Genomic DNA, 26,735 nt, shown 5'->3' on the forward strand with positions numbered 1-26,735 from the left:
TGCGTCATGAAGGCCTCAAACCGCCCGTGCCCTCGGGACGTGAGTCCGTGCGCGATGCCGTCCTTGACTGCGGCTGGGGCCGCCTTCTGTTCGCCCAGACCTTCGAGACCGCCGCGCCTCTGGTCGAGGCTCTGCGCGCGGAGGGGCCGGATCGCCGCGACATCGCCTTTTACGTCCGCAATCCCCACGTCCTGCTGGCCTCGGCGCCGCAGGAGCTGTTCCTCGATCCGTCCCATACCTATCGGCTGGACCTGGCGACCTATCGGTCCAGCCGCCGTCAGCCGCGGGGCTTCACCGTTCGCCGTCTGATGTCGGAAGCGGACGCCCAGACGGTCAATGATATCTACGCCAAGCGTCGCATGGTGCAGGCGCCGCCGGATTTCCTCTGGTCGCATCGCGACGACCGGACTCTCTCCTATTTCGTCGCGGAGGACCTGACGACCGGAGCGGTGATCGGCACGGTGACGGGTGTGAACCACGCTCGCGCCTTCGATGATCCGGAGAACGGCGCATCCCTCTGGTGCCTGGCGGTCGATCCCCAGGCGACACAGCCGGGGATCGGCGAGGCTCTGGTCCGCCGTCTGGCGGAGCACTTCAGGACGCACGGCCTGGCCCACATGGACCTGTCGGTCATGCACGATAACGCCCAAGCGATCGCCCTCTATGAGAAGCTCGGTTTCCGGCGCGTCCATTTCTTCGGCGTGAAGCGCAAGAACCCGATCAACGAAGCCTTGTTCGTCGGGCCCTCGGATGATCATGCGCTCAATCCCTATGCCCGGATCATCGTGGATGAAGCGCGGCGACGGGGCATCCAGACCGATATCATCGACTCGGAAGGAGGGCTGTTCCGCCTTTCCTGGGGCGGACGCTCCGTCCGCTGCCGCGAAAGCCTTTCGGAGCTGACCTCGGCCGTGGCTCTCAGCATCTGCGACGACAAGAGGGTGACCCGCAGGATCGTGGAAGCCGCCGGAGTGCGCGTGCCGCGCCGCATCGATCCGCAGAATCTCGGCGCGATCGACGAAGCGCTGGAGACCTATGGTCAGCTCGTGGTCAAGCCTGCGCGAGGGGAACAGGGCAAGGGCGTGGCCGTGGGTTTGAAGACCATGGCCGACGTCCAGGCAGCCCTGCTGCGCGCCCGGCGCATCTGTCCGGACGTCCTTGTCGAGGAGCAGGTGGAAGGCGAGGATCTGCGCCTGGTCGTGATCGACTATGAGGTCGTGGCCTGCGCCGTGCGGCGTCCGCCGCGCGTCATCGGCGACGGACGCTCGACCTTGCGGGTCCTCATCGAGCATCAGAGCCGTCGGCGCGCCGCCGCCACCGGGGGCGAATCCAGCATTCCCATCGATGCGGAAACGGAGCGCACCCTGGCGGAGGCCGGTTATGGCCTGGATGACGTCGCAGGGGAGGGCGAGGAGGTCCTCGTGCGCAAGGCGGCCAACCTGCATCTCGGCGGCACCATCCATGACGTGACGGACGAGGTGCATCCGGTTCTGGTCGAAGCGGCCGTGGCGGCGGCGCGGGCCATCGACATCCCGGTGACGGGGATCGACCTCATGGTGCGTGCGCCGGATCAGCCGGATTACGCCTTCATCGAGGCCAATGAGCGCCCTGGCCTGGCCAATCACGAACCCCGCCCCACGGCAGAACGGTTCATCGATCTGCTGTTCCCGCTGTCGGCGCGCCCCGACGCCTGAGACTATGTCAGGAGCGACCTTGACCTCCCCGAAGATCGACCTGGATTACCTGAACGCCCGCTTGGGGGAACTCCTGAGCCTGCCCAGTCCGACGGGCTACACGGACGAAGCCGTCTGGGCCCTGTGCCGAGAGCTGGAGCGTCTGGGCCTGGATTATGAACTGACCCGACGCGGCGCGATCCGGGTGCGCCTGCCGGGTCTCGAAGCTATTCCGGCGCGGGCCATCGTGGCGCACGTCGATACGCTCGGCGCCCAGGTGAAGGCGGTGAAGGACAACGGCAGGCTGGAGCTTGTGCCGATCGGCCACTGGTCGTCACGCTTCGCCGAGGGCGCGCGCTGCACCGTCTTCGCGGAAGGCGGAAGCTATCGCGGAACGATCCTTCCCCTGAAGGCCTCCGGGCACGCCTTCAACGAAGAGGTGGACGATCAACCCGTCCATTGGCGTCAGGTCGAACTGCGGATCGACGCCGTGACCCACGGGCGGGCCGACACCCTGGCTCTGGGCGTGGATGTCGGCGACATTGTCGCCATCGACGCCCAGCCCGAGTTCACCGACAGCGGCTTCATCGTGTCACGTCATCTGGACGACAAGGCCGGCGTCGCGGTCATGCTGGCCGCTCTGGAATGCATGCTGCGCGAAGAACGCACGCCCACGGTCGATACCTGGTGGCTGTTCACTATCGCTGAAGAGGTGGGCCTGGGCGCCTCCGCCGTGCTCGTGCCGGACGTGGCGGCGATGGTCACGGTGGACAACGGAACCACTGCGCCGGGTCAGAACTCGTCCGAGTTCGGCGTCACCATCGCCATGGCGGATCAGACGGGTCCCTTCGACTGGCACCTTTCCCGAAAGCTGGTCCAACTGGCGCGGGATCACGACATCCCGCACCAGAAAGACGTGTTCCGTTACTACCGTTCGGATTCCGCCTCTGCATTGGAATCCGGCGCCGACATCCGCACGGCCCTGGTGACGTTCGGCGTGGACGCCAGCCATGGCTACGAACGCATCCATCAGAGCGCTCTGGTCGATCTGGCTCGCCTCCTGACCCTCTATGCTCAGAGCGAGGTGGAAATCAGACGCGACGCGCGCGCGCTGACAGGCGTCAGGGGATTCACGCATCAGCCGAACATTTCGACGAGTTGACGCCGCCTTGGCCGTCGGGGCGGAGGGAAGACCGAGGTCCTTCTCACCCAGACGCCATGTCCCACGCACATTGAATCCTGTTCTCGTTGGGCGGCAGCGGAGCGCGAGCCGTCACGCCGGGCGTCTGGCCCTCGAAAGCGGGCGGAATCTCCTGCAGGACCATCGCCAGCCTGCGTCATATCGTTCGGGCTCGGAACCGCATGGCCTGGGGCCGATTGGGTCAGGCGAAGGAGGAGCCATGAACCAGACCCATGTCATCGAACGCGCTTTTGAAATCGCCGAGCGAGACCACGCCTGCCTTAAAGTCAGCGACGTGCGCGAAGCGCTTTCCCGGGAAGGCTATACGATCAGCGATCTGATGCATCTGGAAGGCTGGAGCATCCGCGAGCAGCTGAGACGGCGGATGAAGGCGCGCGGCGCCCGCGCGGTCCGTCGCATCGAACTGGCCGAGAGCCGGCCATGACCGCGACGGCAGGCCCGGGGCGGGCCTTGCAGGGGCTGATCCTGAGCGTTCCGGTGGCTCTGTTCAGCCTCGGGACCGCGACGGATGCGGCCTACCTCCGGACCGCGCAGATGCAGTGGAGCAACTTCTCTTCCTGGGCGATCGTCGGCGGTCTGATCTTCGGCGGGGCGGCGTTCGTATGGAGCCTGATCGACCTGGCCTGGGGACGCCGCGGGGTCTCGCGTTTTCTGTACAGCGGCGTCCTCGGGGCCTTGTGCCTTGTCGGGCTTGCGAACGCATTCAAGCATAGTCAGGACGGATGGAGCTCCGTGGGCGCGCTCGGCGTCACCCTGTCCGCCCTGTGCTGCGTTCTGGCCCTGATTGCGGGCTGGCTGCGCTATTCCGGGATGCTGGACGAGGAGGCTGGCCGATGATCCGCACCAACCTTCTTCTGTACGGAGCCCTGGCCGGCGCCGTTGCTTTGGCCGCCTGCGGTCGAAGCGAAAAAGGGATCAACGAAGTCGGGCCGGCGCCTGACTTGCCGGAGATCAGGGAAACCCTGCTGCCGCCGATGCGTATCGCCCGGCCTGTAGGATGGGGAGATGAGACGCCGCGCGCCCCCGAAGGCTTCGTGGTGACGGCCCTCGCTACGGACCTGCGTATTCCGCGTCAGATGCTGGTCCTGCCTAACGGCGACATCCTCGTGGCCGAGGGGCGGGGCGGCGGCGCTCCGGCCTTGAGGCCGAAGGACGTCATCGCAGGGGTCATCAAGAAGCAGGGCAACACGAAGGTCGAGGGCGGGGACCGTGTCACGCTGTTGCGCGACGCCGATAACGACGGCCGCGCCGAAGTCCGCACGGTCTTCATCGACGGTCTCAACGCGCCCTATGGCCTGGCCTATGTCGACGGCCGCATCTATGTGGCCGAGCAGGACGCCCTGGTCAGCTTCCCCTATGTCGAAGGGCAGACCCGGATCTCGGCCTCCGCTGAAGTGGTGACTCGCCTGCCGTCCGCCCTCAATCATCACTGGACCAAGGCCCTGACCGCCAGCGCCGATGGATCGACCCTCTACGTCGGCATCGGCTCCAACAGCAATGCGGGCGAGCGGGGTATGGCCGTGGAGGAGGAGCGGGCGGTCGTCTGGGCCGTCGATCGGGCCACGGGCGCGCGTCGGACCATCGCCCGCGGCATCCGCAATCCCACCGCCCTGGCGATCGAGCCGTCGAGCGCCGCCCTCTGGGCCGTAGTGAACGAAAGAGATGAAATCGGACCCCAGCTCGTTCCGGACTATCTGACCTCGGTCCGCGACGGCGCCTTCTACGGCTGGCCATACAGCTACTGGGGACAGAATGTCGACCCGCGCGTGTGGCCCCGGAAGCCGGAACTGGTGGCCACGGCCGTGAAGCCGGATTACGCCCTGGGAGCCCATGTGGCGGCCCTCGGTCTCTCGTTCGCCCGCGACGGCGGCTTCGGCGGCGCCTTCGCCGAAGGGGCCTTCATCGGACAGCACGGGAGCTGGAATCGCCAGGATCTGGCGGGCTACAAGGTGGCCTGGGTTCCGTTCTCCGGCGGCCGGCCGGCCGGCCCGCCCGTCGACTTCCTGACCGGTTTTCTGACGGACAAAGGCGAAGCTCGCGGCCGTCCCGTGGGCGTCTGGTTCGATCCTCAGCGCAGGATGCTGGTGGTGGCCGACGACCTGTCCAACACGGTTTGGCGCGTCGCTCCCGCAGGCGCCGCTCCCGGGCGATAGATCGACTCGACGCTCCAGTCGGGCCTCTTCGGATTCGAGCAGCTTCAGCGCCTTGGCCAGCGCTCGAGGCGTGTCTCCCGCGAGGTGCGGATCGTCTGCCGTTACGCGTCGCGTTGGTATTCCGCCATCCGGCTGGCGCGGAAATCTGCGAGGCGCCATGACGTCGATTGGCTACAGCGCGAGGACCGAGGTGTCCTTGACCTCTTCCATCACCGCATAGGTGCGGGTCTCGCGCACCCCTGGCATGACGCTCAGCGCGCCGGCCAGGAAGCCGCGGTAGGCGGCCATGTCCCTCATTCGCACCTTGACCAGATAGTCGAAGCGCCCCGCCACCATGTGGCACTCCAGCACCTCGGACGAGCGGCGGATGCGCTCGGCGAACTGGTCGAAGATGTCCGAGGTCGTGCGGTCCAGCAGCACTTCGATGAAGATCAGCAGCTCGCGCTCAACGAACTTCGGGTCGATCAGGGCCCTATAGCCGGCGATGACGCCGCGCTCGCGCAGGCGGCGCACCCGCTCGAAACAGGACGACGCCGACATGGTGCAGGCGGCGGCCAGATCCTGGTTGGTGATCCGCCCGTCCTGCTGGAGCACCTGCAGGATGCGGCGGTCAGCCTCGTCCAGCTTGTATCCCGCCGCGCTCATACGCGGCTCCCCCTTACGCATCCTGGCTACTCCGAACGATGACAAACCGCCTGCTGATCCGCAAACGGATCAACAGGCGGCGGGGGGCGGCGATCTGGGAGAAAACCGCCAGCCGTGGATCGGCCGGATGGCCTACTCGGCGCGCGCCGCGTTCGCGGTCGCCTTGCTCTGGCTGATGAAGTCTTCCATCTCGGCCGTCATCGCCGGGATCGTGGCGACAAGCAGACTGATCAGCTTGTCGTGGAAGGCCCTGATATCGAAATCGGCGCCCAGCTCCGTTTCCGCCTTGCGTCGCAGGCGAACGATCTCGATCTCGCCCAACTTGTAGGCCAAGGCCTGGCCGGGCCAGGTGATGTAGCGATCGATCTCCGTCTGGATTTCGTGGTCTGACAGAGCCGTATTGTCGCTCAGGAAGGCGATAGCCTGAGCGCGGGTCCATCCCTTGGAGTGAAGACCCGTATCGATCACCAGGCGAGCGGCGCGCCACATTTCATAATTCAGGCGGCCGAAGTCTTCATAGGCGTCCTCGTACACGCCCATCTCCACGCCAAGCTTTTCGGTGTAGAGCCCCCAACCTTCGCCGAAGGCCGAAATATTGGCCTGCAGACGCCATTCGGGAATGCCCGGAAACTCCTTGCGCATCTTTCCGTGCCAAGCATGGCCCGGGTTGCACTCGTGCACCGTCAGGGCGGGGATATTGTAGCGCGGGCGCGACGGCAGGTCGTAGGTGTTGAGCGAGCAGTTGCCGCGCCCCGCAGTGTAGAAGGGGGCGATATTGGCCGGGACCGCCGAGACGCTGAAGGTGTCACGCGGTTGAAGGCCGAAAAACTGGCTCATCTTTCCGTCGACCTTCTTGACCACCCAGGCGCCGTGCCACAGCAGGTGCTCGGGCTTGTCGTAGACGAACTGAGGGTCGGTCTTCAGGAAGCGGGTGAACTCGTTGAAGGTGCCGGTCCAGCCGGTGCTGCGCATCACGGTTTCCATCTCCGCGCGAATACGGGCGACCTCTGCCTGGCCGATCCGGTGGATCTCGTCCGGCGTCAGGTTGATGCTCGTGTATTGGCGGATCTGGCTCTGATAGAAGGCCTCTCCATCCGGCAGCTGGTTGGCCCCCAGGGTGTCGCGGGCCGCTGGCAGGTATTCGTTCCGATAGAAGGTCAGCAGAGTTCGGTGCGCAGGCACGACTTTCTGCTGGATGACCTCGATCGCGGCCCTCCGCAACCTTTGCTTGTCAGCGTCCGAGACGCCCGTCATGTCGATAAAGGGCGCATAGAAGGGGTTCTTGAGCGGGTCGGTCGGATCCGTCACAGCCGTGATCGAAACATCGCGTCCTGAAAGGGCTTCTCGCGGCTGGACGAAGCCGCGCGCGACGCCGGCGCGCATATTGGCGATCTGCTGGTCGAAGTATCGCGGCGTATCGCCCAGCTGTGAGAGGTAGCGTTCGTAGTCAGCTACGGAGCCAAAGGTTCCGTTGGCCATGCCGGCGATGCTCGACCAGAACGAGCTGTCCGCGTTGAAGGGCATCTCGTAAAGGCGGAAGCGTCCGTCATCGACGAAGTTGTCGATCTGGTTCTTGTAGACGGCGTAGTTGGTGCGCTCGGACGGCGATAGCTGATCCGGGGAAATCGCATTCAGACGTCGCTGCACATCCACCCAGTAGGCGAGACGGCGCTCCTGGGTCGCAGCACTCACATCCGGCAGATTCATCGGCTTGGAGAGGCGCGAGGGCAATTCACGCTGACGCCACGCCCATTCTTCATCGGCGATGGCGCGGAACTGCCGGTCAAGATCTGTCAGCGGCGGCGGAGCCTGGCGCGCGGCGGCAGGCGCGGCGCTGGCCTGGGTCTGCGCCAGGGCCGGCGTCGGCGCTACGCCGGCGCCAATCGCCAGAACGCCGAGTGCGACGGCGATGGCGCTGTGAGCGATCACGGTCTTCATCTTTCTTCTCCCCCTGGATCTTCTGGGCGCCGACCGGACGCCCGTCATGAAAGAGGCCGCCCCTCGCAGGGCGGCCTCAAACCTGTTCGATTAGAATTTGGCGTTCACGCCGATGTAGGCGTAGCGGCCCAGATTATTGTAGATGCTGGCGTTGAAGCCGGTATTGAGCGACGTACCCGTCCAGGTGAAGGGCGTCTGCGGCGGCTCCTCATTGGTGAAGTTGTTCACACCGGCGAAGACGGAGAACCTGTCGAAGCGATACTCGGCGCGGATGTCGTGGGTGAGCCACGACGGGGCCTTGTAGGGCTCATAGGTTCCCGGCTGGTCCTGATTGCTGCGGACCATGCTGCTCAGATACTGGTTGGCGTAGGACACCGACACGCGGTCATAGTCCCAGGTCACGCGGAAGTTCATCCGGCGCTTGGGATTGGGCAGTTCGCCCGCCTGCTCGTCGCGCACGCTGGCGTCGCCCGGAACCGGGTCATAGGTCAGGTCCTCCAGGAAGCCGGCGGCCGCGTTGAAGGACAAGGAGCCGTAATCCGGCAGACCCAGCTTGGCCAGATCGGTCCGGTAGGAGGCCGTCACGTCCCAACCCGAGTTGGTGTATTCGGCCACGTTCAGCACTTGGTTCAGCACGCGGGTGATGTTGCCGTCCGAGCCGCGCGATACGCTGGTGCAGAAGGGATTATTCAGGTCAGGGCTGTCGACGCAGTTGTTGATGATGTTCCGCCATCCGAGCGAGGCGATCACGTCGCTCATCTTGATGTCGTAGTGGTCGATGGTCACCGCCAGCCCTGGTAGGAAGGACGGCGTCAAGACGACGCCCAGGGTTAGGGTTTCGCCCTCTTCGGGCGCCAGGTCGGGATTGCCCTGGCTGACCACTGGCCGCGTGGCGGTGGACTGGACGAAGTCGGGCGACAGGCCCAGGGCCGCGCAGTTCGCCCGGCGGTTGGAGGAGAAGTTGCCCAGGTTCACCCGCGTGGCGTCGCACGGGTCCTCGATCTGGCTGTAGCCCTCGCTGCCGCCGCCGAACAGTTCGTTGATATTGGGCGCTCGCACCGCCTTGGCGAAGTTGCCGCGGAAGCGGATGTTGCGGTCGACCGTCCATTCCAGGCCGACGCCGTAGCTGCTGTCGCCGCCCGTGGTGGTGTAGTCCTGATAGCGATAGGCCGCCGTCAGATCCAAGTATTGCACGAACGGGACATCGGCCAGCAGCGGCACATTAATTTCGCCGAAGATCTCCTTGGATTCATAGCGGCCCTCGGTGATCTGCTGGGCGTTCTGGAAGATCAACGCATCCTGTGAACGCTTGTCCGGCACCGAACGAGCGTATTCCTTGCGCCATTCGACGCCCGCGGCGAAGGCGACCGGCAGGCTGGTTCCGCTGAACAGAGACGGATAGGAGAACAGTTCGCCGTTGACGCTGGCCACGGCGTTCCACTGACGGGTCACGTCGTCCCGGACGGTGTAGATGTAGGAGTAATCGATCGCATCCTGGGAGGCGATGCCCGCTCCGAACAGGTTCAGCGGCTTACAGCCTCGCGCCCGCGCGTCCGCGTCAGCGCAGACGATCTGCCCGTTCATTTCGATGGCGTCGATCGACTCGTAGAACTCCCTCTGCAGTCGGTCGAAGTTGGTGAACTGGGACTCGGTCTGGCCGTAGTTGACGTAGGCCTCGAACCGCCAGCCGTTGCTGAAGGCGCCGTCGAACCCGGCCACGAAACGGGTGGTGTCGTACACGCTCTCATAGGTGCGGATGCCGAAATCCCGGTCGTTGCGGGTGATATCGAATTCCTCCACCCCCGCGGCCGTCAGCATCGCGCGCAGATCCGACGGCAGGAAGGCGTTGTCCGCCTGGATGCGGTAGGCGTTGCCGGTGGCCGTGCCCGCGACGTCTCCGGCGAAGGTTCCGTTCTCGCGCTGGCTGTTCGCCTCGGTATGGAAATACTTGGCCTCGGCGAACAGGTTCAGTTCGGTGATGACGTCGCCGGAGGGCTGGAACTGATGGCGCAGCTGCAGCTCGCCGCCATAGCGCTCGACTGGAGTGCGCAGGGCGTCTTCGCGGAACTTGAAGCCGTCGCCGCCGATGGAGACCTTCTGCGGCCGCCCGGCGCCGTCGACGACGATCTGGCCGCGATCGAAGGGAACAAGCCGCCCGTCCTCGGTGAAGGTCAGGCTGTAGGCCGCGTTCGAGCCGATCGGCGTGACGATCACCGGGGTGAAGGAATCGTTGGTTATGTTGGTGTAGACGTCCCGCGCGGTAATGAAGGATGGAAGGCCGTCGTCCGGGCTCTTCTTGTCCGGGTTCGGGATATAGGCCAGGCCGCTCATGGCGTAGTCGCGCTCGTGCCGGTACAGTCCCTCTGTCTTGTCATAGGTGGCGGCGGCCATGACGTTGGTGCGACCGTCGTTGAAGTTCCGTCCGACGGCCACCGAACCGTAGTAGGTGTTCGGGCCGTCGGCCGAGCCGTACTGGGCCTGGGCGGCGATGCCGTCGAAATCCTGCTTGGTGATGAAGTTGACCACCCCGGCCACGGCGTCGGCGCCATAGACGGCCGAGGAGCCGCCCGTCACCGTATCGACGCGCGCGATCGTGGTCTTGGAGATGGTGTTGACGTCCACCGCGCTGGTGCCGCTCGACCCCGCCACATGGCGTCGTCCGTTCACCAGCACCAGGGTGCGGCTGGCGCCCAGGTTGCGCAGGTTCAGCGTCGCCAGCCCCTGTCCGGCCACCGTATTGGTGGTGCTGGAGGCCGATGCGCCGAGGCCGACCTGCGGCTGGCGCGCCATGGCGTCGATCAGGTTGGTGACGCCGATGTTCTCGATCTCCTGGGCGTCGACGACGTTGACCGGAGTCGAGGCCTCGACGTTCGGCCGTCGGATACGCGAGCCGGTCACCACGATATCGGCGACGGCGCTGGCTTCGGGCTCGGCGGGCGGCGCTTCGGATTGAGCCCAAGCCGGCTGGGCGGCGGCTGTGACGGCTAGACCGGCGATTATCGTCCCGGTCTTCAGATACGCAGACAGTCTCATCGGATCACCCCTCGTTTTTTGATTTGAATTTGCGCCTTGAGTTCCATCGCGGCGATGGTTCTCCAGCCTGCCGCGCCGCGCCGCGCCGCGCCGCGCCGCGCCGCGACGCGACGGGGCGGATCGAGCGTAGCGTTCGTGAGCCCCGCCTGGCCTGCGTCGTCAGCTGGATCGACCCTCCCGTCAGCAGCGGCGCAGACCGCGCGCGCCGGCCTGAAGGCAGCCTTCACCCCTGTCGTGGTCCGCAAGCCTCAATCCCTCCCAAGATCGGGGGCCGCGGCCCCTGCAAGCGTCTGTCGGCGCTTAGCCGACTCCTGAATCGCTAGCACTGGGGCGGGAGCAGGAGTTTCGGTTATTGTTCGTGAGGCGGAATGAAATTCACGCCGACGTCGAAAAACTGCGCCATCTTCGAAATGTGCGCCGAAGGCTCAATGAGAAATAGAAAGAATCATTTTGTGAGAAAAATGAAACAATAATCCAATATGCAAAACGGTCCCTGACATGCGCGGGTAGTTTTTTCCTATGTTGGTCGGCGTCTTCATCAGGAAGTCGCTCGCAACGAAGCCGGAGAAAGCGCCTATAATTTGAATGTCGTGCGGCAGTGACAATCCCCTTCAAGAGCGGATGCAGGTCCGCCTGAGCTCGGGATAGCGGCAAAGCTAGGCGCTTGAACCTGTTACGGCCTCTGACGGCCCTGGGCGTGCGCAGCGCCTCCCGCCCGCCGCCCCACGCGGCCGGATCGCGCGAGGGCGTTTCCGGACCATAGGGTTATCGCGCGCTGGCGATCAGAGAGCCGCAGTCCGCGTCTTCCGCCAGGCCGGGATCGATAAACCCGAGCAGCGCTGCGATGGGGCTGACGAGCGTGGCCAGGGCGCCGACGACGCCGCCCTGTGTGGCGACGGCCGAGACATCGACGCCGAGATCCGGAGAGGCGAGGGGGCCGGTGATGGTGATCGGCGCCCAGACCCGCAGAAGACGAGGCTTCTTGGTTTCGCCGTCGATCTTCAGATTCAGCTTCTCGGCCCCCAGGTCGATGGTTCCCGATCCCTGGGCCAGGACCACGTCCGTGTCGATCACCAGGGTGCGGGCTGTAGCGACGCCGTCTGAGACCTTGAAATCGGCGACGGCGCAGCGGATGGGCGAAGCGGACTGATCGCCCGAAAGCAGCTTGCGCAGGCCGGCGCCGACGTTGATCCCCAGCAGTTCGGCGAAGGCCGAACGCATCCGTCCTTGAGGAACGACGAGGCTGAGGCTTCCCTTCGAACGGGCCGCCAGTTCATGAATGGACGCGCCGGGCCCTTCCAGCTTCGCCCGGCCCAGGGCGCGGCCCGTCACCGTCGGCGCACCGTCCCGTGCGGGTATGATGGACTCCAGCGGATAGCCGCTGAGACGGAAGTCGACGGCGCTGTAAGGCGTGTCCTTCGTGGCGTCGATCCGCGCGGTTCCGTTCAGTTCGCCGCGGTTGAAAGCGAAGGAGACCGGATCGAGCTTTAAAACGCCGTCCTTCAGATCCGCGCCGAGCCGGACCTGCCGAATGTCGAAGGCGTTGGCTTTCACCGAAGCGGCGCGATAGGCGAGGGTTCCGTCCATCACGCGCAGACGTTCTGTTCGCAAGGGCGCGTCGGGCAGCAGTTTGCCGGGCTGGCCCGAGGTCGCGACCGTGCCCGCAGTCGTGGCCTGCGGGCGCGCGCCCAACACGGCCGCCAGGTCGTCGATGTCCAGGGCGCGGGACGCGAGCTCGGCATCGACGCGGCGGCGCCCTTCGACCCTGTTCACCTCCAGGGTCCCCGACAGGTCCGACGATCCGACCTGCCCGCTGAAGTCCGCGAAGCGGAACCGGGCTCCGTCGCGAGTCAGGCTTCCTCTCAGCCGATAAGGCGGCGTGTTGGGGGTCGTAATCCCGGTCAGAAGGTAGAGGTCGGCCAAATCACGACCTTGCAGCTCGAGCCTGGCGTTGAAACGACCCAGGTCGAAGGGCCGGGTGACGGCTCCAGCGGCGCTCAGCCTGGAGCTCGCTCCGGCCAATTCAGCCGTAAAGGCGTAGGGCCGGTCGCGGCGTATGTTGATGAAGGGACCGCCCGTCACGCGAAGCGTCAAGGGCTCGCCGTTCATGGTCCCCTTGCCGTCGAGCACGAAGCCGCTCTCTCCATCCTGGGGCGAGCGCGCCTCACGCGCCGTGACCACGGCGTCGAGCGTCATGCCGCGTCGCTGCTCGTTCAAGGTCAGCCGGCCGTCGTGAATGACCAGGCGCTGTATGACGGGCAGCCTGGCGCCCCGCCCGTCATCGGGTCGGTCCGGCTCCAGGTCCCAGCTGCGCCGGCCCTGGCTGTCGACGACCAGGTGGACCCGCGGGCGGGTGAGGGTCAGCGAAGCCACTTCGATCTGGCCCAGAAACAGCCGTCGCAATCGTATCGAGACGTCGAGCCGTTCGATCTCGGCGGTATTGCGCCCGGACGCCCATGTGGGCCCGCCGACGCTGAGACCGCGCACGGTCGCCGAGGGCGTCCAACTGAACAGCCTGACATCCAGGTCCCCTTTCAGAGCCACCTCCCGGCCGGTCGAGGCGGAGGCGGCGCGACCGATAGGGCCGCGCACCCAGTTCCAGTCGAACAGAACGAGGAACAGGAGAAAGGCGGCGACGAGGGCGAAGGTGATCGCCGCCGCGATGAACTCCGGCCGGCCGGGACGACGAACGGCGAGCCATACCGGATCCCGAGCGACCACATAGGCGCAAATGGCGTCGCGGCCCTCTGCTGCGCGCCGCAGGGCCGCTTGCGCTTTCTGGCGCAAGCTGTCGATCGTCGATTTCGCTCCAGGCCTGTCGATCAAGATCGCCTCCGGTGAGGCTGATCAACGCCTCAACCGGCAAAGGGCGCCACGTGCCGGGTCGGCCTGTGCGGGTTCAGGCGCTCACCGGCTTTCGCGACGCTATCGCGTTCGCGCGCCTCAGACGTTCAGAACTCTACGCAGGGATTGCTCGATGTCGCCGCCGCAATAGGCGTCGCCGTATTCGCGGCGCGACCACTCCGCCAAGCGGGCCAGGGCTGGCGTCCTTGAGAGGCGCCGTGCAAGGCCCGCGGTGATGGGGGCGGTTTCTTCAAGCATTAATTCGATAGGGCGGAAGCGCTCGGTCAGGGCGGACCAGAGGGTCGCGGTGACGATGTCGGCCACGCCCGGTTTTTCTCCACCCAGCAAGAAGCCGGAATGCGCCGCCAGGCCATGGCGTCGGCCCAGGTCCTCCCACAACGCCATCCATTTTCCCAGACGGGGCGCGAAGCCCGACCAGCGCGCCTCGGTCCACATCTGTCGGCCGCCGTCCAGAGTGATCTCATCGATAACGTCGTTCGCGTCATTGACCACCTTCATCGTCAAGGCGCGCAGCTCTGGCGTGGAAGGCAGCAGTTCAAGCGTCTCTCCCAGATACAGAAGGATCGCGGGCATCTGGGAGATCGCCGCTCCGGAAGCGTGATCGACCAGTACGGGCGGCCCCATGAAAGGCACGGGCATCTCTCCTGGCGGCCTCTGCATGAGCGCGCTGATCGCCGCTTCGTTCGTCTCCGACCATGTCCGGGCAGCATGGGCGAGAAGGGCGCGAACGAATTGGCCCCGGAAGGGAACCGGCCAATAATAGAGGGTGAAGTCCGTCATGGAGCTCTCCAACGCTTAGCTGATCGCGAACGCCAGCGGGGGTGGGCAAGCGAATTTGCAGAACAGGTCCGACTGTTTCGCGTTCCGCTTCCGATACGGCGCATTTCAGGCTGGAGCCGTCACTCTACCGGAAGAATGTTCTCATTTTGTTCGAGTCTTGCTAGACGTTGTCCATGGACGTTGCCCCCACCCGCAAGATCATCCACGTGGACATGGACGCTTTCTTCGCCTCGGTGGAGCAGAGGGACGATCCCGCCTTGCGCGGTCGTCCCGTCGCCGTAGGCCACGCCGCTTCGCGCGGCGTGGTCGCCGCCGCCAGCTATGAGGCGCGCAAGTTCGGCGTGCGGTCGGCCATGCCGTCGAGCACAGCCTTGCGGAAGTGCCCGGAACTGATCTTCACGCCGCCCCGGTTCGAGGTCTATCGCGCCGTCTCGGCGCAGATCCACGCCATCTTCGCCGACTATACGAACCTGATCGAACCCCTGTCCCTCGACGAGGCCTATCTCGACGTCACGGCTAATATCCGAGGACTGCCGACGGCCTCGGCGACGGCCGAGGAGATACGCGCGCGCATCCTCGAGGAGACCGGTCTGACGGCCTCGGCCGGGATTTCCTACAATAAGTTCCTGGCCAAGTTGGCCTCGGACCAGCGCAAGCCGAACGGCCAGTTCGTGGTCCCGCCAGGGCGAGGAGAGGCCTTTGTCGAGGTCCTGCCGGTCAAGCGTTTCCACGGCGTCGGGCCGGTGACGGCTGAGAAGATGAACCGCCTGGGTATCGAGACCGGCGCGGACCTCAAGCGTCAGTCCTTGGCCTTCCTTCAGCATCATTTCGGCAAATCCGGCGCCTAGTACTACGGCGTGGCGCGCGGGGACGATCCGCGCCCCGTCAATCCGGACCGCGAGCGCAGGTCCAGCGGCTCTGAGACCACCTTCGCCAGCGACTTGGTCGATCCAGCGGCGATCGAGGCGGGCGTGGATCGGATGGCCGACGAGGTCTGGGCCTGGTGCGAAAAGGCGGGGGCGCTCGGCCGGACCGTGACGGTGAAGGTCAAATGGGCGAACTTCCAACAGTCGACCCGCAGTCGGTCCTTCAAGGAGCCGGTCGCCTCGAAGGCGCGGTTGCGTGAGATCGCCCGCCTGCTGGTGCGCTCCCTCTATCCGCCAACCAGGGGCGTGCGGCTTGTCGGCGTGACCCTGTCCAATCTGGAGAAGGCTTCACCTGGAATCCCGTCATGGACGCCAGCGGGCGAACTGGCGCTGTGACGGCCATGCTCCAGACCGATCTGTTCGGCCACGTCCCGCGGCCGGCCGCGCCAGCGGGTTTCGACTATTGGCCGGACGTCCTCACGGCGGCCGAACAGGCGGCGGTGGTCGCTCACCTGCAGAAGCTGAGCTTCAGGCCCTATGAGCATATGGGCTATCAGGGCTTCAGACGGATCGCAGCTTTTGGACGCCGCTACGACCTTGAGCGACGTCGACTGGAGACGGCCGAACCTTGGCCGGATTTCCTTAAAGCGCTTCTGGATCGCCTGGCTGGACCGCTCAGTCTTGATGAGGGGGCGTTCGTGCAGGCCCTCGTCAATGAATATGCGCCCGGCGCCGGGATCGGATGGCACCGCGACCGTCCCGTCTATGGGAAGATCCTGGGCGTCTCCTTCCTTGCGCCCTGCGTCATGCGCCTTCGTCGCAAGGCGGGGTCGAAGTGGCGTCGCGCCGGAGCGGCGCTGGGGCCGGGCTCCGTCTATCGCCTTTCCGGCGAGGCGCGGAGCGACTGGGAGCATTCCATCTCGCCGATGACGGCGCTGCGCTACTCCGTCACCTTCAGGACCTTGGCTTGACAGGCTGGCCTAACCCGTCAGGATTTCGGCGGCTTCAGGGTACCGCTGGGCCAGGCGCGAGGCCCAGTCCGCCGATGCGGGGCGCACCTGCCGGGCTTCGCGGGGGCGCGCCAGGACGAGGGCGGCCGCTTCGCGATGGGCGGGCCAGTCCATCAGCAGGCGCATGGCCGCTTCGAAGTCTGGGTGGGTCGAGGCGTGAACGAAGGCCTGGTCGAGCGCTTCGACATCGTCGAAGTCCGCCAGGCGCGAGAGGTAGTCGCGAAGGACGGGCGCCGACAGGTCGCGCTCGAACAGGCGCCAGCGAAGGTCCTGGGCTTCCTGGCGATGGCCCTCGGCGTCCATCACCTCGATGGATGCGGCCTCCCAGGCCGGGGTCAGTCGGGGCGCGCCGTCAGTCGGGTCGCGCCCATAGGTCCAGCGACGGTTAAGGGGGGAGGGGTTCAGGGCGGCTTCCAGGGCGGCGCGGGCTTCTGCAGTGCGGCCTACCTCAAGGAGCCGGCGGGCGATGTCGGCGGCGATGTCGGGCGATCCGGCCTGTTCAGGCGTGACGAGGGACAGCCATAGATCGAGGTCGCCGGCCCGATCCGCGAGGCGGCGCAGCAGGTTGCGGCCGGCCGGAGTTTTGCGGGTCGATACGTCCAGGCCGTCCAGAAGTCGGCGCGCCGTGAGCGGGCCGAGGGCCTCGCCGGCGGAGGATATCCAGCGCGCATAGTCCTGGGGGCGCCGGCGGAGCGCATCGACCAGGTCGCGCAGCGCCTCGTCTCCTGCGGTTTCGGCGAGGGTGAAGAGGTCCGGCGCCGCAGCTTCGAAGGCGGCGGGCAGTTCCCCCTTGGTGTCCTTCACGCGGGCGGCCAAGCCAGGATAGAGGTCGAACCAGCGAATGAGGACGGCGAGCGCCTCGCCGGGGACCTCGGGCGCCAGGCGCTCCAAGATCATGTCGCGGTGCATGTTCAGGTCGTCGATCAGTTCGCCGCGCTTGCGCCAGGACACACGTGTGCGGGCGACGGAGACGGCGGTGATGCGCTTGCCGATCTCAAGGGCGAGGAGGTCGGGGCCGGCCTCGGCCGCCAGTTCCAGACGAAGACGACGCTTAAGATTGGCGTTCCCGGCGCCGGCCTCGATCAGCAGGTCCGCCAGACGGGGCGCCCCGAGATGGACGAGGTTGGCTGCGGAAAGCCTGGTCGAGATCCTGGGTTGTCGCGCCATGAGGTCCTTTGGGAGGAGCGGGGTCGTCCGAGGGGCAGCTATAGCACGGGCGCCAAGGACGATTTCGTCACCCCCCTGCTACCCAGCAGTCGCTGTGTGTCGGACGGGAGGCGCGCCTTACGGAGCCGCCAGAAGACCCAGATTGGCGCAACTCGAAAGCAGGGATACAGTGACTTCGATTTATTCATACCCCTTTCCTCCCTTGGCTGCGGTTCAGATCAAGCACTGGAAGCCTTTCCTATGGAGCGCCGGCTTTGGACTGGGATTTATGATCCGATCTTCTATTCCGGCACATAGATCATCCTACCGTCGGGGAGGCGATAGGCTGAGCCCGCCTTGACGCCCTGGCCTTCGCCGATCCGGCCCTGGGATTCGTAGCGGGTCAGTTCGTCGCCCTCCTTCACGGTGATGCGCATGTCGGCCTTGCCGGGGTTCTCGATCACCATCAGGTCGCGCGCGTTGAAGGGGTTGAGCGGGTTCTGCACCAGAACCACGAGCAGGACGGCGATGATCACCACGAACAGGTCGATCAGATTGACAACGGCGGTGATGGGATCGTCGTCTTCTTCGTCGAGGAAGCGCATCAACCGGCCTCCCGCGCGCGTTCGATGGCGCGCAGGTCCTGAAGCAGCCAGCGCCGGCGCACGGTCAGGACATAGTGGGCGATGCTGGCGGCGATCAGGGCCAGTGTGACGCCTGAGAAGGCCACCACCATGTTCTCGCCTACGCCCGAGGCGTCGCCACGTCCCAGCGCCAGCAGGGCGGGGCCCATGGGGATCATGGTGGCGACAAGGCCCAGCATGGGGGCGCTGCGCGAGACGATGCGCAGGCCCTCGAGGTCCTTGAGGATCATCAGTTCCAGATCGTCGCTGGCGGCGTCGGTCGCTCGCCAGCGGCGCCATAGGGGACTGCGCCAGTCGGCGCGTCGGCGCTGGCCGGCCTCCACCAGGAAGGCGCCGAGGGCGAACAGGGCATAGGCCATCGCGGCCAGGATGAGGATCAGCGCCGGCGCGAGGAACAGGCTGGAGACCTGATAGAGGCCGGCTTCAAGCTGGGGCATGAGGGACCTTTCGAGGGAGAGAGACGAGACGGCTGACGCCGCCCGCCAGGAAGGCGAGGAGAAACAGCAGGCGGCCCCACGGTGGGGGAAGGGACGGGGCAGGGGCGGGCGGCGGGATCGGCTCAAGGACCTGGCCCCGCACGAGGTCGGAGGGCGTGCCCGCCGGGGCAGGCTCCGGGACCGAGGCGGCCGCTGAGCGAGCCGCTCCCTGGCCGAAGCCGGGAGGCGTCGTCGCTCCGGGGGGCGAAGGACTGTCGATCTGCGCTAGGCGCGCCTCAAGCGCTTTCCGCGTCGCCGCGTCGGGAGACCAGTAGCCCTTGGCGACGGCGTCGCGCAGGCGCTGGATCATCTGTCGCTCGGCCATGGGGTTGTGGGCTTCGAACCATTCCCGCACGCCCAGGCCGCGCTCGTCGCGGACATAGACGTCGTGAAGCGCCTGCCACTGATCCTGTCGGACCATGCCGGGCGCGGTGGCTTGCCAGCCGAACAGATTGTCGGCCAGGTCCACGACAGCCAGCGTCCCGGCATAGCCTTCGGCCTGCATGGCCTGGATCCAGGTGCGGTTGGTGTAGCGGCTGCGCATTTCCGCAGCCAGAAAGTCGCGAGCGGCGACCGTCCTCGGCGACCCGGCCCGCGCGTCGGTGATGTAGAGAGAGGGCGCCTCGCCGCCGGCCCGCCGGATCGCCAGCGACAGGCCGCCCAGGTATTCGAAAGGGTGATCGGTCGACAGGACGCCGTGCAGATTGCTGGATCGCGACAGGGCGGCGGCCTGGACCCCGGCGAGCTGGGCCGCGAAGACGCCGCGCTGCGCTTTCCGGCCCCAGCGTCCCGCGCCATAGACATAGCCCAGGCGGTCCAGGAAGGGATCGGCCAGATCCTCGGCGTCATTCCAGCTGTCGGCGTCGCGCACGGCGTCGGGCACGCCGCTGCCGTAGTCGCCGGGCGCATTGCTGAAGATGCGGGCGCGGCCCAGGGCCTCGGCCTCATCGGTCGAAAGGCCTTCGGCGACCAGGCGAGCGGCGGCGGCGCGGCTGTTCTCCGCGACGGGATCGCCGGGCTCGTTCTGTTCGGCGATGCGTTCGACAGCGTCGGCCAGCAGGCGCAGGAAGCCGTCGAACTGATCGCGATAGACGCCGGTGGCGTGCACCACCACGTCGATGCGCGGCCGCCCCAGTTCGCCGGCCGGTATGATGTCGAGCGCGACGATGCGTCCTCCCGCGTCCCAGCGGGGCCGTAATCCCAGGGCGCGCAGAATCTGTCCCTCAGGAAGGCCGAGGGTGCGGACGGACTCGGACGACCACAGGCTGACGGCCATCTTGGTCAGCGGGCGTCCATCGTGCTCTTCGGCATAGGCCTGACGCAGGCTGTCCAGGGCCACGGCGGCGGCGTCATAGGCGGCCTGGGCGGGGATTTTGTCGGGCGCGAAGGCGTAGAGATTTCGGCCGCCGACGGCTTCGGGATTGCGCACCGGATCGCCGCCTTCGCCCGGCAGGACGAAACGGCCGGACAGGGCCCTGAGCAGGGCGTCTGTCTCTCCGGTTTCCGTCAGGCGCCGGTCGAGGATTTCAGCACGTTCGATCTGGGCGCGCAGAAGGGGATCGGCGATGGAACTGGAAGGAAGGCCGTCACGAAGGTGATGTTGCAGTGTCTGGAAGGCCGGATCGGCGTGCAGGGCGGCCTGATCCTTGGCGAGCACCTCCTGCTCGTCCAGGCCAAGCGCCTCGAAGTAGGGCGCGCCCAGTTGCTGCATGACGGTGGTCAACCGGTGATCCGGCGAGGCCGGACGACCGAACACGTGCAGCCCGAGCGGCGTGGGCGCGCCGCCGACCTGATGCAGATAGTCGTGCAACTGGTTCAGGAAGGCCGCGAAGTCGATGCGCGCGGTCGATCGCGTCCAGCCCATGTCTGCGTCCACGCTTCGTTGCGCCGCGAGGTCGAGAATCTGCTCCCGCACAGCGTCCTGCACCGCGCCCTCTTCCAGCTGCTGGTGCTGATGGATCAGGTCGTGGAGGGTTTTGAGCTCGTCATTCAGACCGGCGGGAGAAAAGGGCGGGGTCTGATGGCTGACGGTGACGGCGCGGCCGCGCCGCTTCGCCTGCATGGCCTCGCCGATGTTGTCCTGGATGTAGGGATAGACGACCGGCAGGCCGCCCAGCACGACGAAGGCGTCATCGTGCGCCGACAGTCCCCGGTCCTTGCCGGGCAGGAACTCCTGCGTCCCATGGGTGCCCAGATGGATGAGGGCGTCGGCGTCCAGAACGTCGTGCACCCACAGATAGGCGGCCAGATACAGATGGTCGGGCGGTGCGGCGGTGTCGTGATAGGCCTCGCCCACGCGGGCGGCCCGGGGCGGTTGGGGCAGGACGGTCAGGGCGCCGTCGCGGAAGGCGGGGATGACGAAAACCGTCTCGCCGGCGATGGTCCGCACCGACCAATGCCGCGCCGGGTCGCCCCAGCGGGCCTGGACGGCGTCACGCCGGGCGGCGGGCAGGGCGTCAAGCCAGGCGCGATAGCGGGCGACGGGCAGGGTCACGGCCAATTCCCGCTCCCGCAGACCGTCCAGTTCCTCATGTCGGTAGAAGGCGCCCAGCATGGCGCGCGCCGCGTCGATCCAGCGGGCTTCGGAAAGCGGCGGAATCGCATAGCCCGCCGCGTTCAGATCCAGGCTCAACGCCTCCAGGCTGCGCGGAACATTCAGGTTCGAGGCCGAGACGTTCGCCTCGCCGCCGGGATGGTTCCAGAACATCAGGGCCAGCCGCTTGTCGGCGTTGGGCCTGCGGCGAAGGGCGACGAGGCGGGCGGCGCGGGCGGCGACGGCTTCGACCTGTTCGGGAATCGGGGCGAGAGCGCCGTTCTCGAAAGCCGAAATCACCATGGGATCGCTCATGCCCCAGGCCTCGGCGGGCGCCATCAGGGCGGCGGCGGACCGGCTGGGCAGGCCGGTATCGGCCGCGCGCCAGGCCTCGACGCCGCCTTCCCGGTAGGAGAAGGTCATCAGGGCGGGGATGTCGAGCGCGATGAGTTGGTCGCGGATCGGGTCGCCGGCGACGATATGCTGGGTGTTGAGGAGCAGATCGGGGGCGAGCGGCGCGAGCGCCTCGGTTAGGCCCTGCGGACGACGTTGGTCGAACCACACGCCGACGCTCTCCAGGCCCCTGGCGTCGAGCGCGGCGATCAGGGCGTCGATCACGGCGTTGTCGCCATCCGCGACCTGTGAACTCGACATCACGATCGCCGCGCGGGCGCGCGCCGGCCGCTCGGCAAGCCAGGCGTCGAGAGCTTCGGCGTCGTGCGCCTCCAAGCTCGGGTGATGATAGCCGACCTGCTCCAGCGGGCGCGGCGGCGGAAGCGCGGCGGCGTCGCCGCCCATGGCGTGGAGCTTCAGATATCGGAACAGGAGGGTGAAATTCTCCTGTCCGCCCGCCGCATAGTAGCCGGCGATGCGCCGCGCCGCCTCGGGCGACAGGTTGCCGAAGGCCGGCGCGCCGCCGCCGATGCGAACCCAGGGCCGGTCGCCGATCTCGAGCCTGTCGCCGATCACGGCCTGCACCGCTTCGACATCGGAGGGACGCGGCGTGTCGAGCAGGATGAAGTCGGCCCGCGCCCAGTCCGGTTGATCGTCAAGCGTGGAGAGGGATGCTCCGCGCAAGGCGACGTCCTCCGCCCCAGCCATGGCCTGCAACCGCACGAACTTGGCGGGCAGGATGAAATCGCTGCCGATCACCTGCACGCGGGGGCCCGGCGCGTCCTGGGCGGCGACCCGCAGGGCCGGGGCCAGGCAGACAGCGACGATCAGGAGGAGGCGGAGAAGGAACGCCACGGCTCAGAAGCTCGCCGTAAAGCCGAGGTGGTAGAAGCGGCCGGGCTCGGCGAAGGAGAAGAAGGCGGATTCCTCGGCCAGACGCACGTCGGTCAGGTTCTGAACCCCGGCGCGCACCCACAGGTTCGGCTGAAGCTGGTAGCCGCCTTCCAGCGAAACCAGGGCATAGTCGGGAACCGGCTGCTGTACGGAGTTGGAGACCATCCATTGCTCGCCGACGTACTCGCCGCGAAGCTGGACGAAGCGGGTTTCCTCAGGTTGCCAGCGCAGGGTGGCGTGGCCGCTGTGCTCGGGCCGTTCGGACAAGGGAGAGCCCGTCTCCCGGTTTTCGCTGTCCAGGTAGGTGTAGTCGGCTCTCAGGCTGAAGCCGCCCGGCAGGGGCGCGGCGCCGGCCAGTTCCATGCCGCGAATTCGAGCCTCGGCGATGTTCTGATACAGACGGATTTCACGGCCGCGCACGCCGCAGAATGCGGTGCAGCGAGTTTCGATCAGGTCCTCGATGTCGTTGTCGAAAACGCCGACGCGGCCCATCCAGCCGCCCCGGCGGTATTCGGCCGAGGCCTCGTAGGAGGTTCCGATCTCGGGCTTCAGGTCGGGGTTGCCGTAGATGCGGAAACGGCCTGCGGCCGCTATGGTCTCGAACTCCGGCGACAGTTGTTTCAGGCTAGGCGACTTGAAGCCCCGGCCGCCCCCGGCCTTGAGCGTCAGCCCCTCGAGGGGCGACCAGACGGCGTAGAGGCGCGGGCTGGTCTGCCACCCGTACTGCTCGTGGTGATCGAACCGCGCGCCGCCGGTCAGCGACAGCGAGGACGTCAGGGTCCATTCGTCCTGCAGGAACAAGGCGTAGCGTTCGCCTTCCAGCCGGCCGGAGCGGGAGGCGGCCGCGTCCTCCAGCCGCTCGCGCCGCCATTCGCCGCCCACGCTCAGGCGATGGCTCGCCCAGCGGTCGAGGGTGGCCCGACCGTCAAGGATGTCCTCCTGCATCCCCACAGGGCGCGAGGGGGTCTGTCCAGCCGTCACCGCATTCTCGCGATCCAGCGTCGAACGGTAGGCGCGGACGGCTGTTTCGCCCCAGCCCCAGAGTCCGCGATGCGACAGGGCGTACTGGCGGCGCTGCACCGTGTCGGCGAAGCGATAGTAGACGGGCGATGCGCCTGTGGTCGCCGTGTCGCGATAGCGGTCGTCGCGCCCGCCCAGAATGGTCAGGTCGATCCGCTGCGCCGCATCCGGCGTCCAGCTCAAGGTCGCCGAGCCGGTGACGGTCTCGCGATCTTCGAGGTCGGAAAGGCGACGGTTCGTCGCCTGGGGCGTATTGGCCCGCGCCTTGGATTCCGCGAACAGGCTGAGACCGAGACGGTCCTGCGCCAGCGGGCCGCCCGCATAGGCGCCGACCTGATAGGTTTCGCCGCCTCGGCCATCCTCGCGTAATCCGCCCATGGCGGTCAGGCTGCCGCGCCATTCGTCGGACGCGCTGCGGGTGATGACGTTGACCACGCCGCCGAGGGCCTCGGATCCGTAGAGCGACGACATCGGCCCGCGTACGACCTCGACGCGTTCGATGGCTTCGGCCGGCATCCAGCCCAGGTCGAAGTCGGCGTGCTGGACGGCGTTGGCGGCGGCGTTCACCCGTCGCCCATCGAGGAGGAAGAGGGTGTGTTCGCTGGGCATGCCGCGGATGGAGACGCCGCGCCGGGTCAGTCCGGCGCCGTTGAGCGTCACGCCCGGCACGTCGCGCAGGACGTCGGTCAGGTCTTGAACCGGCCGCCTAAGAAGCTCTTCGCGGTCGATGACGGTGACGCTGGCGGGCGCGTCGGTCGTCGTCCGCTGGGTGGATGTGGCGGTGACGACCACGTCAGGCAGGCGTTGCGGCGCGGCCTCTTCGGCGATGGCGGGAAAAGCAGCGCCGAGGGCGGCGGCGAGCGCCGTCGCAGAGGCCTGCGGAATAGCGGATTTCATGGTGTGGGATGTCCAGGACGTCAGTGGGCGTGCGGCCTGCGCCGCCAGTTCATCAGGTGAGCGGCGCTGAGCAGCAGGCCGCCGGCGACGGTGATCGGCGTCTCGGCCTCGTGCGTCGGCCATTCGGCGGCGGCCAGGACCAGCAGGGCGACGCCGAGCGCGCCCAGGCCGATCAGGGGCCAGGCGCGACGACCGTCCGGCGTCGGGCGCGTCAGGGTCCAGGCGGCGATGGGCGCGGCGGTCAGGGCGAAGGCCCAGTGCACCCAGGGCGCCTCGGCGAACAGGCCGAGAACCGGCAGCAGTCCTGCGACCAGAGGCAGGGCGAGGCAGTGGATCATGCACAGGCAGGACAGGCCGACGGCGGCGGCGTCGCCCCAGGTCTGGACACGAGCGTTCATGGCGATCCTTTCAGAGGAAAGTCGGCCGCGACGTCATGGGACGCCGCGGCCAGGCGGGGGGAGGAGGGGAAGGATCAGAATCGGGCGCGGAAACCCAGGACGAGATTGCGGCCGCGCAGGGGCGCCAGATGGCTGATGAAGGAGGCGTGGTTCAGCGCCTTCTCGTCCAGCAGATTGGTCCCGCGCACGAAGATCTGCCCGCTGACGTCGGCGATCGTCGGGACGTCATAGGCCAGGGTGGCGTTGACCATGTCGTAGCCGGGCGTCTTGCGTTCGAAGGCGGCGATGCGGTCCTGCTCGAAGACGTGGACGTACTCCAGATTGCCCGACCAGGCGCCCTGGTAGAAGTCGCCGCGGACGCCCAGGCGGCCGGCCGGAATGCGCGGCAGGTCGCCGCCGTCGCCCTTCAGCTCGGCGCGGACGTAGTCGCCGAAGGCCGTGGCCGACAGGCCCGGCCTGAACGCGTGGGTGACCTGGCCTTCGATCCCGGTGAAGCGGGCGTCGGCCTGGGTGTAGCGGATCAGGCGGAAGTCCTCGAACTGGTCGAGGGTGTCGGCGAAGATGTAGCCGTCATAGTCGTAGTGATAGAGGCTGGCGGCGAAGGTCGTGGCGCCCTCGATCTTCTTCAGGCCCAGTTCGATCGAATTGGCCGTCTCGACGTCCAGATCGGCGTCGCCGATCTCATAGGTGTTGGTCGCCAGATGGACGCCGCGCGCATACAGCTCCTGCGCCGTCGGCGCGCGCTGGGATCGGGCCAGGGTCATGCTGGCGACGTAGCCGGGCGTGAAGGTCCAGCTGGCGCCGCCGGAAAGGGAGAAGGGCGAGTGGCTCGTATCGGCGCGCCCCAGGGCGCGGGCCTCCTGCCACTCCTGGCGCAGGGCGCCTTCGAAGCGCCAGTCGCCGGCGACGTATTCCTCGACCAGGAACAGGGCGTGGTTCTCGGTGCGGCTTTCGGGAATGAAGGATTCGGCGCCGACGGCGGCGAAATCGCTGCGCGAGGTCTGGGCGCCGACCACGCCGCGCACCCCGCCGATGGCGGCGTGCTGCACCTCGACGCGGGCGTCATAGCCTTCATTGGTGAAGGTGGTGGCGATCTCGCCGTCGTCGATCTCGTCGTGGCGGTAGTCGGTGAAGCCGCCACGGAAGCGGATGCGTTCGATCCCGGCGAACGGATCCTCGATCTCGCCGCGCACGTCCACTCGCTTGCTGATCAGGTCGACGATCGGAACATGGTCATGATCGTGGTCGTGATCATGATCGTGGTCATGGTCGTCGTCGCCGTGGTCGTGACCGCCGCAGTGCAGGCTGGAGCCGTGCGGATGGCAGGATTCATACTCGTGCGTATGCCCCGGCAGGCCGTATTCGCTGCGCTGCTCCGTATAGGCGGCGCCCAGATAGCCGCGCGACCCGATCCAGGACAGGCCCAGGGTCGCGGTCGAGCTCCGGTTGAACGACCCGTCCAGCGTGGCTTCGTCGAAGTCGGGGACCTCATAGTCGTCGGTGCGGCGTCCGGCGGCCTCGACCCGGATGGCGAACGATCCCGCGCCGGCGGTCAGGCCGACCACGCCGGCTTCTTCATTGTCCGCCGTGCCGAGGCGGAACTCGGCGACGCCTTCGCCGCCGTTCTCTGGAATGCGCGTCGGGATCTTCTTGTCGATCAGATTGACCGCCCCGCCGATGGCGCCGCCGCCATAGAGCAGGGCGGACGGGCCGCGCAGGATTTCGACGCCCTCCAGCAACAGGGGTTCGCCGGACACGGCGTGGTCGGGCGAGACTTCCGAGGCGTCCATCAGGGCCGAGCCGTCGGTCAGCACCTTCACGCGCGGCGCCGTCTGACCGCGGATAACCGGACGGCTGGCCCCGCCGCCGAAGGTGTCCGAGTTGATCCCGGGCAGGCCGGTCAGCGTCTCGCCCAGAGTCGATTGCCGGCGCTGGACCAGTTCGTCGCCGCGCAGCACCGCCACATTGGACACCACCTCCCGGCTCGAACGGCCCAGGGCGTCGGCGGTCACCACGACGTCTTCCAAGCGGGTCGCGGCCGGACCGGACTGGGGCAGGGCGTCGGCCCAGGCGGCCGTCGAAATGGCTGAGAAACTCGCCGCCGCGAGCAGGATCGATCTTGAGTGCATGACGCTCCCCGTTCATGAAGAGAGTCGCTATTATGTTATAT

General features: G+C 67.0%; 21 protein-coding genes. 8 read left to right on the forward strand and 13 right to left on the reverse strand.

Translation table 11 applies throughout. From position 1 onward, the window contains the following. The first annotated feature begins 47 nt into the window (after positions 1–47). The 5 genes from ngg to ACWGL1_RS05110 all read left to right on the forward strand — a co-directional run bounded on the left by ngg (position 48) and on the right by ACWGL1_RS05110 (position 5,027). Positions 48–1,694, forward strand: a complete 1,647-nt coding sequence (gene ngg, locus ACWGL1_RS05090) for an N-acetylglutaminylglutamine synthetase (RefSeq protein ID WP_452111343.1) — start codon at positions 48–50, stop codon at positions 1,692–1,694. A 19-nt stretch (positions 1,695–1,713) separates the two neighbouring features. Beyond that, positions 1,714–2,835 carry an osmoprotectant NAGGN system M42 family peptidase gene (locus ACWGL1_RS05095; protein WP_452111344.1) on the forward strand — a complete coding sequence of 374 codons (1,122 nt, stop codon included), beginning with the start codon at positions 1,714–1,716 and terminating at the stop codon, positions 2,833–2,835. A gap of 238 nt (positions 2,836–3,073) precedes the next feature. Then, complete coding sequence (locus ACWGL1_RS05100) at positions 3,074–3,298, forward strand: hypothetical protein (protein ID WP_269298514.1); 225 nt, start codon at positions 3,074–3,076, stop codon at positions 3,296–3,298. Further along, the gene (locus tag ACWGL1_RS05105) at positions 3,295–3,711 is read left to right on the forward strand and encodes a DUF2231 domain-containing protein (protein ID WP_269298516.1); all 417 of its coding nucleotides are present in this window, start codon (positions 3,295–3,297) and stop codon (positions 3,709–3,711) included. Before ACWGL1_RS05100 ends, ACWGL1_RS05105 begins: the two co-directional genes overlap by 4 nt. Next, positions 3,708–5,027: a PQQ-dependent sugar dehydrogenase gene (locus tag ACWGL1_RS05110; RefSeq protein WP_452111345.1), complete on the forward strand. Its 1,320-nt coding sequence runs from the start codon at positions 3,708–3,710 to the stop codon at positions 5,025–5,027. The genes ACWGL1_RS05105 and ACWGL1_RS05110 overlap by 4 nt, the downstream gene beginning before the upstream one ends. A gap of 171 nt (positions 5,028–5,198) precedes the next feature. Here the strand turns inward: ACWGL1_RS05110 and ACWGL1_RS05115 are convergent, their stop codons facing one another. The 6 genes from ACWGL1_RS05115 to ACWGL1_RS05140 all read right to left on the reverse strand — a co-directional run bounded on the left by ACWGL1_RS05115 (position 5,199) and on the right by ACWGL1_RS05140 (position 14,147). Then, a complete protein-coding gene (locus ACWGL1_RS05115; RefSeq protein WP_253107971.1) occupies positions 5,199–5,672 on the reverse strand; it encodes an Lrp/AsnC ligand binding domain-containing protein in 474 nt (157 codons plus the stop codon). A 132-nt stretch (positions 5,673–5,804) separates the two neighbouring features. Further along, entirely contained in the window at positions 5,805–7,610 is a 1,806-nt protein-coding gene (locus ACWGL1_RS05120) for a DUF885 domain-containing protein (protein WP_452111346.1), read from the reverse strand. 90 nt (positions 7,611–7,700) lie between these two features. Further along, positions 7,701–10,643, reverse strand: a complete 2,943-nt coding sequence (locus ACWGL1_RS05125) for a TonB-dependent receptor domain-containing protein (RefSeq protein WP_452111347.1) — start codon at positions 10,641–10,643, stop codon at positions 7,701–7,703. Next, on the reverse strand, positions 10,640–10,888 hold the full coding sequence (locus ACWGL1_RS05130; protein ID WP_452111348.1) for a hypothetical protein: 249 nt from the start codon (positions 10,886–10,888) through the stop codon (positions 10,640–10,642). The genes ACWGL1_RS05125 and ACWGL1_RS05130 overlap by 4 nt, the downstream gene beginning before the upstream one ends. A gap of 520 nt (positions 10,889–11,408) precedes the next feature. After that, positions 11,409–13,469 (reverse strand): AsmA family protein, encoded by a 2,061-nt coding sequence (locus ACWGL1_RS05135; protein ID WP_452111349.1) that lies wholly within the window; start codon positions 13,467–13,469, stop codon positions 11,409–11,411. A 117-nt stretch (positions 13,470–13,586) separates the two neighbouring features. Next, positions 13,587–14,147: a glutathione S-transferase gene (locus tag ACWGL1_RS05140; protein ID WP_452111350.1), complete on the reverse strand. Its 561-nt coding sequence runs from the start codon at positions 14,145–14,147 to the stop codon at positions 13,587–13,589. A gap of 314 nt (positions 14,148–14,461) precedes the next feature. Between ACWGL1_RS05140 and dinB the strand changes: the two genes are divergently transcribed. The 3 genes from dinB to ACWGL1_RS05155 are packed head-to-tail and all read left to right on the forward strand — an operon-like array spanning position 14,462 to position 16,125. Continuing rightward, positions 14,462–15,136, forward strand: coding sequence for a DNA polymerase IV (dinB, locus tag ACWGL1_RS05145; RefSeq protein WP_452111351.1), 675 nt, complete (start codon positions 14,462–14,464; stop codon positions 15,134–15,136). A 9-nt stretch (positions 15,137–15,145) separates the two neighbouring features. Continuing rightward, the gene (locus ACWGL1_RS05150; protein ID WP_452111352.1) at positions 15,146–15,550 is read left to right on the forward strand and encodes a DNA polymerase Y family protein; all 405 of its coding nucleotides are present in this window, start codon (positions 15,146–15,148) and stop codon (positions 15,548–15,550) included. A gap of 5 nt (positions 15,551–15,555) precedes the next feature. Further along, positions 15,556–16,125 (forward strand): alpha-ketoglutarate-dependent dioxygenase AlkB, encoded by a 570-nt coding sequence (locus ACWGL1_RS05155; protein ID WP_200165207.1) that lies wholly within the window; start codon positions 15,556–15,558, stop codon positions 16,123–16,125. Positions 16,126–16,134: 9 nt separating this feature from the next. On the opposite strand, the gene ACWGL1_RS05160 is transcribed toward ACWGL1_RS05155, so the two are convergent. The 7 genes from ACWGL1_RS05160 to ACWGL1_RS05190 all read right to left on the reverse strand — a co-directional run bounded on the left by ACWGL1_RS05160 (position 16,135) and on the right by ACWGL1_RS05190 (position 26,694). Continuing rightward, positions 16,135–17,331: a DUF6880 family protein gene (locus tag ACWGL1_RS05160; RefSeq protein ID WP_343829344.1), complete on the reverse strand. Its 1,197-nt coding sequence runs from the start codon at positions 17,329–17,331 to the stop codon at positions 16,135–16,137. Positions 17,332–17,612: 281 nt separating this feature from the next. Beyond that, positions 17,613–17,915 (reverse strand): DUF2149 domain-containing protein, encoded by a 303-nt coding sequence (locus ACWGL1_RS05165; RefSeq protein ID WP_200165204.1) that lies wholly within the window; start codon positions 17,913–17,915, stop codon positions 17,613–17,615. Then, a complete protein-coding gene (locus ACWGL1_RS05170; protein WP_200165203.1) occupies positions 17,915–18,391 on the reverse strand; it encodes a MotA/TolQ/ExbB proton channel family protein in 477 nt (158 codons plus the stop codon). The genes ACWGL1_RS05165 and ACWGL1_RS05170 overlap by 1 nt, the downstream gene beginning before the upstream one ends. After that, complete coding sequence (gene cobN / locus ACWGL1_RS05175; protein ID WP_452111353.1) at positions 18,378–22,211, reverse strand: cobaltochelatase subunit CobN; 3,834 nt, start codon at positions 22,209–22,211, stop codon at positions 18,378–18,380. Before cobN ends, ACWGL1_RS05170 begins: the two co-directional genes overlap by 14 nt. Before the next feature lie 3 nt (positions 22,212–22,214). Further along, the gene (locus tag ACWGL1_RS05180) at positions 22,215–24,167 is read right to left on the reverse strand and encodes a TonB-dependent receptor domain-containing protein (protein ID WP_452111354.1); all 1,953 of its coding nucleotides are present in this window, start codon (positions 24,165–24,167) and stop codon (positions 22,215–22,217) included. Positions 24,168–24,187: 20 nt separating this feature from the next. Further along, positions 24,188–24,565: a MerC domain-containing protein gene (locus tag ACWGL1_RS05185; RefSeq protein WP_291783507.1), complete on the reverse strand. Its 378-nt coding sequence runs from the start codon at positions 24,563–24,565 to the stop codon at positions 24,188–24,190. Between the two features lie 74 nt (positions 24,566–24,639). Next, positions 24,640–26,694 carry a TonB-dependent receptor domain-containing protein gene (locus tag ACWGL1_RS05190; RefSeq protein ID WP_452111355.1) on the reverse strand — a complete coding sequence of 685 codons (2,055 nt, stop codon included), beginning with the start codon at positions 26,692–26,694 and terminating at the stop codon, positions 24,640–24,642. Positions 26,695–26,735: the final 41 nt, after the last annotated feature.

The organism is Brevundimonas sp. NPDC055812 (genome assembly GCF_053616535.1).